The sequence below is a fragment of the Trinickia sp. genome, assembly GCF_051953405.1.
Lineage (GTDB): Bacteria > Pseudomonadota > Gammaproteobacteria > Burkholderiales > Burkholderiaceae > Trinickia.
Window position 1 is genome coordinate 1 of record NZ_JBQCIV010000100.1, and the last position, 10927, is coordinate 10927.

The window sequence follows — 10927 nt, forward strand, 5'->3', positions numbered from 1 at the left end:
GGCCAAGCAGCTTCAGCCGTCGGTCGTCAAGCTGCTGGACGACTACGTCCACGACAGCCGCATCTGGTTCCGCGTGCCTTGGTTCCATGAGTACGCGCCAGGCGGCTACGGCTGGCCTCGCGTCTTCTTCGAAGGCGGCAAGAAGCGCATCGCCTATTTGGGTCTCGCCGCCGAATCCGAACTGCTCGCGGTGGGCACCAAGCGCGAGGATCCGTGGGCAGTCAAGACAGCGTGAGAGACTGGCCAGCACGGAACCGTGCTTATTGTTACGGGGCCTATTTCCATTGGCATCCCAGGGGCTGAGCGGCACCAGGGGTTGCCATTGCGCGCTGACATATGGCGCAAAAGCGGTGAGATGAGAGGCTCTCGGTTGTTGTCTTTGGCGCGCTACGCCTTTCTGTCCCATTTCGCATAGTCGAAGTTTCTGCCTTTAAGCGGTATCGATGCATTTCTGTAACTCGGTCTGAAAAACCGTGAGCAGAAATTGAGTCGATAGGGGTAGTCCTGTACCATACGCTGCTCTTGAGCGAGCGTATTCCATCGCTTCTTCCTGAATAGATTTTCTCGCCCATTGCGATCGGCTTCGGCGGGCGCTCACGCGCCGCCTGGTCCACACAAGTCGTGGCGCGCCGCATGACATAGGAAATCGCCCCCGGCCAGGGCGCCATAAAAAAGATCTCGAGAGCATAGATGGAACCGTTGCTGCCGTACTACGAGCGCGAATTGTCGTACTTGCGCCGCTATTCCGCGGATTTTGCAGAACGCTATCCCAAGATTGCGGGGCGGTTGGCATCGGAAGACGAGAGCGACGATCCGCATATCGCACAGCTGGCCAGTGCGATGGCGTTGCTGAATGCTCGGATCGGAAAGAAGATCGGAAGCGATTTTTCTCATTTCCTCTACGCCCTATTCGACGTCCTCTTTCCGCATTATCTGCGGCCGTTTCCGGCCTGCTCGATCGCCCAATTCGCCGTATCGCCGCTCGATATCGGAGCACGCCCCAAGACCGTTGCGAGCGGGACGGAGTTGGTGAGTCGCGCGATCGAGGGTGTCGAGTGCCGATTCAAGACCGTATACGATGTCACGCTCGCCCCGCTCGCGATCGCCGACGCGCGCTATCTGCCTGCCGCGGCGGCACCTGTCGTGCTGCCGGCGGCCGCAGCGGGCATCGTATCGATAACGTTCGAATCCACCGCGCCGGATAGCGACCTGCGCTCGCTCGATCTGCGTACGGTCCGGGTTCATTTGAACGGCGAGCGGTCGTTTATTGCCGCTCTGGCTGACGGCCTACTGCTTCATGCGCTGACGGCGTATGTGGAGGCGGACGGCGATGGCCGGTGGCAGCCGCTGCGCGTACCGCCGGTCGAGCAATCGGGTTTCGCCGAGAGCGATGCGCTGCTCGACTACCCCTTGCGCTCGCATCCGGCGTACCGGCTCTTATCCGAGTATTTCGGATTTCCGGAGAAATTCGATTTCGTCGACATTGGGCTCGGCGCCATGCTCGATACCGCGGGGCCTTGCCGGCGCATCGCGCTGCATCTCGTCTTAAAGGAGGGGCACGGCAATCCTCACGCGGCGCGGCTGCTGGAGTCGTTGTCGGCGGCCCATTTCAAGCTCTTCGCGACGCCCATCGTCAACCTCTTTCGCCGGCCGGGCGAGCCGGTTCGGGTCACGCATCACTCGGATCGGTACCCCGTGATCGCGGACGCGCGGCACGCGGCTGCCTACGACATCTACTCGATCGACTCCGTCACGCTTGTCCGGCAGACGCGCGAGCGCGAGACGTGTATCGAGCTGCGTCCGTTCTATTCGCTGCGCTACGGCGACGAAAAGCAGTCGGGACACTATTGGTTCGCTCGTCGCGACGAAGCGGTCGCGCAGGCGAGCCCCGGCTACGAAACAGAGATTTCTGTCGTGGAGGTTGGCTTCGATCCGTTGGCCGAGCAGACCGATACGTTGAGCCTGAACCTAACGTGCACGAACCGCGATTTGCCGTCGCGGCTCGCCATCGGGCTCGAGGGGGGAGATCTCTTTCTGTCTGGCGATCAAGGCAGCGACGCTCACGCCGTGAACATCGCGATGCTTCGCAGGCCGACGCGCACCCTGCGCTTCGATACACGCGACGGGCTATCCGCGCGGCTTGCCTCGCTTCTCCCGCTCAATCATGTCTCGCTTGCGCATGTGCGTGTGGCGGTCCTTCGCGTGGCGCTGGCGCTTTATGACTTGCAACGGTCGGCGGTAACGATCCGACATGTCGGCGGCATCCATGCCGTCGAGTCCCGCGAGGCGACGGTCGATCTGCCGGGAAAACCGTACGCGACGTCGGCGCAGGGTGTGGAAGTGCGCCTCACGATTGACGAGGCGCGCTTCGTCGGGACGAGCATTGCGGCATTCGTGGGCGCGATCAACGCGTTTCTCGGTTACTACGTCCACTTGAATAGCTTCGTGCAATTGACCGTCGTATCGAAGCAGACCGGCCTTGAGATCGTGCGATGCAAACCGCGCAGCAGCGATTGGGTGCTGCCGTGATTGCGTGCGCCGATCGCCGGCTGGTGCGACATCGATTCACCTCGACTGTGGGCTTGTGTCGATGAACGAACACTACGAAGACTACGACGACGACCTGCTGCGGCACTATTACGAACTCGAACTCGAGGTGCTGCGTCGGGGCCTGCGCGCCTTTGCTCGACGGAACCCGAACGAAGCCGCGCGCCTGTCGATCGGCAGCGACGGACAGTCCGACGACCCTGGCGTCGAGCGGCTGGTGCAATCGACGGCACTGCTTCACGCACGGCACCGCGCGAAGATCGAGGACGATTACCCCGAATTCGCCGAAGCACTGACGAGCTTGTCGTATCCGCAATATCTGCGTCCTTTCCCGTCGTGCGCCGTCGCGCAATTCGGCATCGAAGGCGTGTTCGACAGTTTGACCGATTCCGTCCGCATCGAGCGGGGTACGCCGTTGCTGACGACGGCTGGTCGGTGCCGCTTTCGCACGGCATACGACGTTGTACTCGCGCCGTTGCGCATTGCGCGCGCGCAATACGCCTCGACGCCCAGCGCGCCCGCGGGCGTGAAACTGCCGTCGGATACGAGCGGGATGGTCTCGGTGACTTTCCGTGCGGCTGTGCCGGGTGTCGATGTCGGCGTAGCGATGGCTGCAAGCGTGCGCATCCACTTGGCCGGCCAACCGGTCGTGGTCGCCGCATTGATGGACACCTTGCTGCTGCGAACGACGAAGGCGTACGTCGAAGACAGCACCGGACGTTGGACGCCCCTTGCGGTCATGCCGGTTTCCGCGGTGGGCTATGCGCCGCACGACGGGCTTTTCACGGACGAGAAAGAACCCGGCGAAGCGTTCGGCCTCCTTGCAGAATATTTTGCGTTTGCCGACCGTTTTCATTTCATCGATATCGATTGGGGCGCGTTGCCCGCGACTGTGCCCGGAGAGCAACTGACGCTGCATCTGGCGGTGGCCGGGGTCGCGCGCGATTCCTGGCCGGCGCAACAGCTTGCCCATCTTTGCGCGGATCACTTGCGACTCTTTTGTACTCCCGTCGTGAATCTCTTCGAGAAGAAGGGCTTGGCGCTCCGATACGAGCCGAAGGTCGGTGCATGGCCTATTCACGTGCAGGGCAATGACGACTCGTTGACCGAGGTCTGGTCGGTCGATGATGTTCGTGACAGTCGCGGGAACGTGCTCGATTCGTCCGCTGCGCTGTTCGGGGTGTCGGGTAACGGGCCCGACCTCCGATGGAAGTTCATGCAGAGCAAGCGCCCGCCATCGCCGGCCGTTGGACGGCGGGCGGCGCTCGGTCTTGTGCGTGCGGACGGATCCGATGAGGTGGGCGAAGCCGGCATCGGCTTGCTGCGGGTCGACGTGACCTGCTCGAATGGCGACTTGCCGCGCTCTTTGACTGTCGGTGCGCCGGCTGGCGACATGCGGTTGGGGAGCAAGGGGCCTGCGAACAGCAAGATCGCGATGCTGCATGTGCCGACCGCCGTCGCCCGGCTTGCGCGCACAAACGGCGCGCTCTGGCGGCTGATCGGCCAGCAGACGCCACACCCGATTCGGCTGAATCAGACGGGCTTGCCGGCGCTGAAGCAGATCCTGCAGCAGTTCGGGGCGCTATCGCCGGTACAGGCGCGGCACATCGACGGAATCGTGGGATTGAGCCACCGGTCCGTCATGACAATGATGGTGAGGCCGCCCCAGCCGGCTATGGTGCGCGGGATCGAGATAACGTTGGTGATCGACGAGCGGCAGTTTGCGACAAACAGCGTTGCTGTGTTCGCTCGCGTAATGGAGTGCTTCTTCGCGCCCTATGCGTATACCAACAGCTTCGTGCAGTTGATCGTCGCATCGAGCGCCCGCACGCGACTGTGGCAAGGCGAACCGATCAGAGGCACGAGCCCACTGTTATGAAACGATCGACGATTCTTTGAGATAAGAAAAAATTACTTGCTCGTCTAGTGAATGAATTGGGAATTTTTTCTTACCGCTTTGACTGAATGTCGACACTATTCGTTGGGGGTGCAATGACGTGTAGAATCGCCCGCCTTAATTATCGGCTGCTGTGTCAAGAATACGAATGAAGACCGACTTGTCCGTCCAAGATTTGCGCAAGCTCGCCGCCGGAATGCAGAACAACCGGCTGCTGCGGCTGACGTTTCCGCGAGGCGACGCCCCCTACGATGTCCTGCTGGTGAATCGTATCGAAGGCGAGGAATACCTCTCGCGCGACTTCCGATTCATCGTCGAAATTTTGTCCGACGATGCCAATCTCGATCCGAAGGATTTCGTCGGTAAACAAATGACGGTGCGATTGCTCCGCGATGACGGCAGCTTTCGATATTTCAATGGATTTGTGTTTTCATTCCGTCTCGTCAAGACCAACGGTGGAATCGCGTTTTACGAGGCCGAGCTTAGTCCGTGGTTGCGCTATCTGACGCTGCGCAAGAACAATCGGTTGTTCTTGGATGAGTCTATCCGCGGGCAGAGCGCCACGATTTTCGAAGACTACGGCGTGCTGGCGGCGTGGGATTGGCAAGTCAACGAGGCCGATCCGCCGATGACGATGGCGTGCCAATTCGATGAACACGACCACAACTACGTTCACCGCCGCTGGGAACATTTGGGCCTGTGCTATTGGTTCGAGCATACGGAGGCCGAGCACAAATTGATCGTCTCCGATCCGGTGCGGACCGAACCGGCGATCGACGGCAGCAGTCCGACCATCCCGTATCAAAGCGAGGCGGGATCGCGGGAGGCGGACGGTATCTCGTCGTGGTCGCCGATTCAACAGGAGACGTCCACGCATACGGCACACTCGCGCGCCGACTTCAAAGATCCGGGGCTCACCGCGACAACGGGCGGGGTGGGCGATTCGCGCATCGCCGGATGGGATCCGGCGCGGATGCAGAAGTTCGAGTGGCACGAGTATGCCGGCTCGTACGGCTTTCGCGACATGGACGACGGCCAGCGGCTGGCGGGCCGTCGTATCGAGGCGATCGAGGCCGTTGCTCGGCAATGGGAGGCGCGCGGTAACAACCGCTTCGTCATGCCGGGCCGCTGGTTCCGATTGACCGACCATTTTGGGCATGCGCTCAGCCATAGCCGCTACGACGACGAATACCTGATCACGTTCGCGCACCATTCGGCGAGCAACAACTATTTGCAGGGTGTCGGCGTCCCGGCCACTTACAGCAACCGATTTACGTGCGTGCGTCGAAGCACGCGGTGGCGGCCGAGGCCCGGTTACAACAGCGAGCTCACGCGCATCCTTGCGCCGCAGACGGCGACGGTGGTGGGGCCCGAGGGCGAGAGCCTCTACACGGACGAGTATGGCCGCTGCCTCGTGCAATTTCATTGGGACCGCGAAGGCAAGTACACGACGTGGGTGCGCGTGTCGAGCGGCTGGGCCGGCGGTGGCCAAGGCATCAGCGCGTTGCCTCGGATCGGCTCCGAGGTCATCGTGCAATGGCTCGACGGGAACCCGGACCACCCCCTGGTAACGGGCAGAGTGATCAACGCGACGAACCTAGCGGCCTGGCGATTGCCGCATCAACGCGCCTTGACGGGTATTCGCAGCCGCGAACTGGTGGGCGCTGCGGGCAACCGCGCAGCGGGGCGCAGCAATCACTTGATCCTCGACGATACGGCGAACGCCATTCAGGCGCAATTGCGTAGCGATCATGGTGCCAGCCAGTTATCGGTCGGGAGCATTACGCGCATCGAGAACTGGCAGGGCCGGCAAGATGCGCGCGGCGAAGGCTTCGAACTCCGTACGGATGCGGTGGGCGCGATTCGTTCCGGCCGGGGCATGTTGGTCAGTACCGAGTCGCGGCCGGGTGGCCGGTCGCACATCGCGGATGTCAGCGAGCCGGTTTCGCGGCTGACCCATGCACAGGCCCTGCACGACGAACTCGGCAAACTGGCTCAAAAGAGCGGGGCGCAGGACGACGCGCGCGATCAGGGCAGCGTCGCGGATGCGTTGCAGACTCACGTCGAAGGCATCAAGGGCAATACGGCGAGCCGCGGCGACGGGAAGTTTCCGGAACTGAGCGAACCGCATCTGGTACTTGCCGGCGCGCGTGGGCTGCAAGCGACGACGCCGGCAACGGCGCATGTCAGCGGCGGCGACCATGTCGCGCTGACTGCGGGCCAGAACGTGTCGATTGCGGCTGGGACGTCGCTGTTTGCGAGCGTCGTCGACAAGATCAGCCTGTTCGCCCAACGCGCGGCCATCCGGGTCTCGGCCGCGATGGGCGACATCATCCTTCACGCGATCAGTAGCTCCATCAAGCTGGAATCGGCCAAGTCGATTCAGTTGCTGACGAAGGTCGTTCAAATTACCGGCGTCGAAAGGCTCGAGCTGCACGGCGGTAAGACGCGATTGGTGCTGGACGACAGCGGCGCGCAGATTTTCACGCCGGGGAAGTTCGTGGCGTTCGCTGCCTCTCACTCGCTGCCGGGGCCGCAGGATGCACCGGTGAACCTGGTGCCGAAGGGCATTTGTATCGAATGCATGCTAAAGGCGGCACGAGGCGGTGCGGCGTTGCTTCCTCGTTAAATGGTGGGATGGCACATGAACATTTCTTCTACGTCGTGCCGTGTGATGCTGACCGGGTTCGGTTTTGCATCGTTGATGTCGGCTGGCTTGTGCGCCGGTCCTGGCCTTGCCTATGCGGGCGAGGGGAGCGGATCGTCGTCGTGGCCCATCAGAGCAATCACCATCAAAGTGCCGAGCGAGGGCAACGCTGCGGAAATGCAAGCGGCTTCGGCGAAGGGGGACGTGCTCGTCGGTTTTGTCGGGGGCAAGGAGGTCGACGCCGTTCGGTGGACCGCGAAAACGGGCACGCAGACGCTTCCTATCCCTGGGGTACACGCATCGCGGGCGTTCAACGTTTCAGCGGACGGTTCGGCCGTCGGCGGGACAGTCGAGCTGGGCGACGACAAGCAGCAAGGCTTCCTTTGGACTCAAGCGAAAGGCGCGGAGCGGTTCGGGTCGGATTGGAGCCGGGTCGAGACGTCTGGCGTGTCCGATGACGGTGCCCTTATCGCCGGCACATTCTGGAAGCACGAATTCGATCCGCAGGCGTTCTATTGGACCAAGGAAGGCGGCGTGCAAACGCTGTCCGGCGATCCGTATCTTCAGGCGATGAAACTGACGGACACGGCGGCGCTCGCTGTGTCGGGGGATGGGTCGACGATTACCGGCTGGGCGGCCGACTCCGATCGGAAGCGCGCCGTGGTGTTTCGCTGGGTCCGAGGACAGGGTGTGCAAGACATCGGCGAAGTCGGCGCCGGCGACAATCTGCCTCGATGGATGGGCGTTTCCAGGGATGGAACGATCGTTGTCGGGACCGCGTGCGAGGGGGCATGGCCAGGCGCTAGCGCTAAGGCGTTTCGCTGGACGGAGAAAGACGGGCTGCAAACGCTGATCCCGGACAGCCGGAATTCTGTCGCGATAGGCATGGCTTCGGATGGCTCTCGCGTGTTCGGCATGTACGAGGTGGGCCGCGAACTCCATTTCTTTGTCTGGATGCGTGGCGGCGGCGTACGCGATGAAGGTTTGATCGAGAGCACGACGCCCATGCCGGTGGTTTCGGATGAGGCGATTCTTTTGCCGTATCCAAGTCGCCATGAATAGGCGCGCGATTGGTGCGGCGCTGGCGATGTTTTGTGCAGTGCTGGGTGGGTGCGCGGTGGGGCCGTCGGGTGGTGGCGCGCCGGTCGAGGTGCCGCGCCGGTCGAGGTGCCGCATCACGTCGAACTTCTGTCGGGGGACAGCAGGGCGTTGAATTACACGCCTTGGTATATCCATACCTTTGCGATGACTGGGCCGTCGGGAAGCGGGATTGGTGGGGGTGGTCCGAATGTGATGCCAGCCGAGGCCAATGGGAGACCGTCCGGTGGCGGTGCGGCGGTCTGTTGCACCACGCTCCCAGCTGAATGGCAGCCAGACCTGACCCTGACAGTGCGGTGGCTGGTAGACAAGAAGCAGGACGGCAAAACACCTGGGTACTGGTACAAGGCAGAGAACGTTCGGATTGCGCCATACAGCAGTGGAAACACGGGTGACGCGTGGGCCGTTTTCCTGCCGGGCGACCGCGTTCGCATCATGCTGACCGATGGGAATCACGACGGGGGCAACAACCCGAATAATCGGCCGGCCGATAACGACCCCTACATCGCTCGGGGCGTGCTCGACGAAGAGTGGAACCGGATATACAGAAGAGGAGGGGTGAAATGACAACTCAATGGCATAACGTGATGCGAGATAGAGCAAGCGGCGTGATTGGGAAATCCGCAGATGTGCGATGGTGCCTTGTAAAAGCCGCGATGCTGCCGATCCTTTGCATATCGCTGGCTGCATGCGCAAGCGGGCAGCAAGATGCGGTGATAGCGGCGGATTCGGCTCCCCCTGTGAAGATTGGCGGGGGCATGGATGTGCTCGCACTGAACTACACACCGTGGTACATCCACAAGTTCTCGATAACCGGCCCTAAAGGAAGCGGTGTCGGGGGCGGTGGTCCGAACGTGATGCCGGTGAGAGCCACTGGAAAGCCATCGGGCGGCGGTAAGGCAGTCTGCTGCATGAGCTACGCGGCGGAATGGCAGCCGGATTTGAGGCTGACGGTGCGCTGGCTGGTGGATAAGAAGCAAGACGGAAAAACGCCAGGATACTGGTACAAGGCTGAGAACGTCCGCATTGCGCCGTACGACGGTGCGAACGCAAACGAGGCGTGGGGCATCTTTCTGCCCGGTGATCGGGTGCGCGTGATGATTACCGACGGCAACTTGAACGGCGGCAACAACCCGAACGTCCGCCCGGCTGATGACGGTCCATACGTCGCACAGGGCGTGCTGGACGAAGAGTGGAATCGGCTGTACAGAAAGGGAGGAATGAATTGAAAATTCAATGGCAAGAAGCGATGCGAGGCGGTGCAAAGGGCGGAGCCAATGAGTGCGCCAACGCGCGGTGGCGGCTTGCGAAAGTCGCAGCGATGCCGATTCTTTGCGTGTCACTTGTGGCCTGCGCCGTGGCACCGTCGGCTGCCGTCGCGCCGGTTGATCCACCTCGGCACGTCGAACTTCTGTCGGGAGACACCATGGCGTTGAACTACACGCCATGGTACATCCACACCTTTGCTATAACCGGCCCGAAAGGAAGTGGGATTGGAGGTGGGGGGCCGAATGTGATGCCGGTAAAGGCAAATGGCAAGCCGTCCGGCGGGGGAGCGGGGGTCTGTTGCACTAGCATCCCGGAAGAATGGCAACCGGACCTGAAGTTAACGGTGCGCTGGCTGGTGGAAAAAAAGAGGCCGGACGGGAAGAAATGGGGTTATTGGTACAAGGCCGAGAACGTGCGGATTGCACAGTACGACGGTGAAAACGCCGGTTGGGTATGGGGCATCTTTCTGCCTGGCGATCGCGTTCGCATCATGGTTTCTGATGGCAATCACGATGGCGGCAACAACCCGAATAATCGTCCAGCCGATAACGACCCCTACATCGCGCAAGGAGTGCTCGATGAAGAGTGGAACCGTCTCTATCCGCCGGCTCATGACTAACAGTGAGGAATGGAATGACGATTCAATGGCCGGAGCCGATGCCGGACGGTGGGCGGCTGCCACTATTGCAAAGTGAAGACGCATCCAAGGTTGGCGCGCTACGAATGCATGACGCAACGCGTTCGTGCCAGCAGACGCTTCAGATTAGTCTTTTCTTCGACGGCACGAATAACAACGACGCAGCTGACAATCCCCTGCGCGACTCGCGCAAGCGGACTCATACGAACGTCGCACGCCTGTTTAACGTCGCTTGCGACGATGCAGATAATGGTGTTTTCAAATTCTATATTCCAGGTGTTGGCACGCCATTACCTGAAATAGGCGAAGACACCTATCTGCAGATGGGCAAGGCGATGGCGAAGGGCTTCAACGCTCGCTGTCTGCTGGGGTACATCCGTGTTCTCAATGCCGCCTATTACGCGATCGCGCCGGACAAGAGCCTACCACTGATTTCGTTCAAAAAATCGGGAACCGTATGCGCCGCCGCCGACAACGGCAACATGAGCGCATTCCAAGAATCGCTCAACACGCTAGGCGTAACGCACAAACTCGCCGTCGACAACGATCATCCGCCCCGTACGATCAAAAAAATCTGGATCAACGTCATCGGCTTTTCGCGCGGGGCCGCGTGTGCTCGTGCGTTCGTCCACAAGTTGGTAAACGAATGGGCCCCAGGGGGCAATCTCGTGCCCAAGTTCGGAGGCAAATACGCACTGCAATACCAAGTGAACTTCTTGGGACTGTTCGATACGGTTGCGTCCGTAGGTCCGCCCGACTCCACTCGCGCGACCGTCAACATCGGCTCGTTCGACGGACACTTCGCCTTCGCCAACAACGGAGCCATGCGCAT

At 61.3% G+C, this 10927-nt stretch carries 9 protein-coding genes; all 9 read left to right on the top strand.

The genetic code is table 11. The features are described from left to right. On the top strand, positions 1-235 hold a 235-nt coding region (locus ACTHN9_RS17175; protein WP_440537980.1), incomplete at its 5' end, for a hypothetical protein. A 455-nt stretch (positions 236-690) separates the two neighbouring features. Then, on the top strand, positions 691-2529 hold the full coding sequence (tssF, locus tag ACTHN9_RS17180; RefSeq protein WP_440537981.1) for a type VI secretion system baseplate subunit TssF: 1839 nt from the start codon (positions 691-693) through the stop codon (positions 2527-2529). A 61-nt stretch (positions 2530-2590) separates the two neighbouring features. After that, the gene (gene tssF / locus ACTHN9_RS17185) at positions 2591-4426 is read left to right on the top strand and encodes a type VI secretion system baseplate subunit TssF (RefSeq protein ID WP_440537982.1); all 1836 of its coding nucleotides are present in this window, start codon (positions 2591-2593) and stop codon (positions 4424-4426) included. A 166-nt stretch (positions 4427-4592) separates the two neighbouring features. After that, positions 4593-7073 carry a type VI secretion system Vgr family protein gene (locus ACTHN9_RS17190; protein WP_440537983.1) on the top strand — a complete coding sequence of 827 codons (2481 nt, stop codon included), beginning with the start codon at positions 4593-4595 and terminating at the stop codon, positions 7071-7073. Between the two features lie 15 nt (positions 7074-7088). Then, positions 7089-8153 carry a hypothetical protein gene (locus ACTHN9_RS17195; protein ID WP_440537984.1) on the top strand — a complete coding sequence of 355 codons (1065 nt, stop codon included), beginning with the start codon at positions 7089-7091 and terminating at the stop codon, positions 8151-8153. Positions 8154-8336: 183 nt separating this feature from the next. Beyond that, entirely contained in the window at positions 8337-8756 is a 420-nt protein-coding gene (locus ACTHN9_RS17200; RefSeq protein ID WP_440537988.1) for a DUF3304 domain-containing protein, read from the top strand. Then, positions 8753-9418 (top strand): DUF3304 domain-containing protein, encoded by a 666-nt coding sequence (locus tag ACTHN9_RS17205; protein ID WP_440537985.1) that lies wholly within the window; start codon positions 8753-8755, stop codon positions 9416-9418. The genes ACTHN9_RS17200 and ACTHN9_RS17205 overlap by 4 nt, the downstream gene beginning before the upstream one ends. Then, a complete protein-coding gene (locus ACTHN9_RS17210) occupies positions 9415-10077 on the top strand; it encodes a DUF3304 domain-containing protein (RefSeq protein ID WP_440537986.1) in 663 nt (220 codons plus the stop codon). Before ACTHN9_RS17205 ends, ACTHN9_RS17210 begins: the two co-directional genes overlap by 4 nt. A gap of 14 nt (positions 10078-10091) precedes the next feature. After that, positions 10092-10927: phospholipase effector Tle1 domain-containing protein (locus ACTHN9_RS17215; RefSeq protein ID WP_440537987.1), on the top strand; the 836-nt coding region annotated here is incomplete at its 3' end.

Bases quoted from the DNA above. Each gene is read 5' to 3' on its own strand.
- ACTHN9_RS17200 (WP_440537988.1), top strand. From the start codon at position 8,337: ATGACTGGGCCGTCGGGAAGCGGGATTGGTGGGGGTGGTCCGAATGTG.
- ACTHN9_RS17205 (WP_440537985.1), top strand. From the start codon at position 8,753: ATGACAACTCAATGGCATAACGTGATGCGAGATAGAGCAAGCGGCGTG.
- tssF (WP_440537981.1), top strand. From the start codon at position 691: ATGGAACCGTTGCTGCCGTACTACGAGCGCGAATTGTCGTACTTGCGC.
- ACTHN9_RS17190 (WP_440537983.1), top strand. From the start codon at position 4,593: ATGAAGACCGACTTGTCCGTCCAAGATTTGCGCAAGCTCGCCGCCGGA.
- tssF (WP_440537982.1), top strand. From the start codon at position 2,591: ATGAACGAACACTACGAAGACTACGACGACGACCTGCTGCGGCACTAT.
- ACTHN9_RS17195 (WP_440537984.1), top strand. From the start codon at position 7,089: ATGAACATTTCTTCTACGTCGTGCCGTGTGATGCTGACCGGGTTCGGT.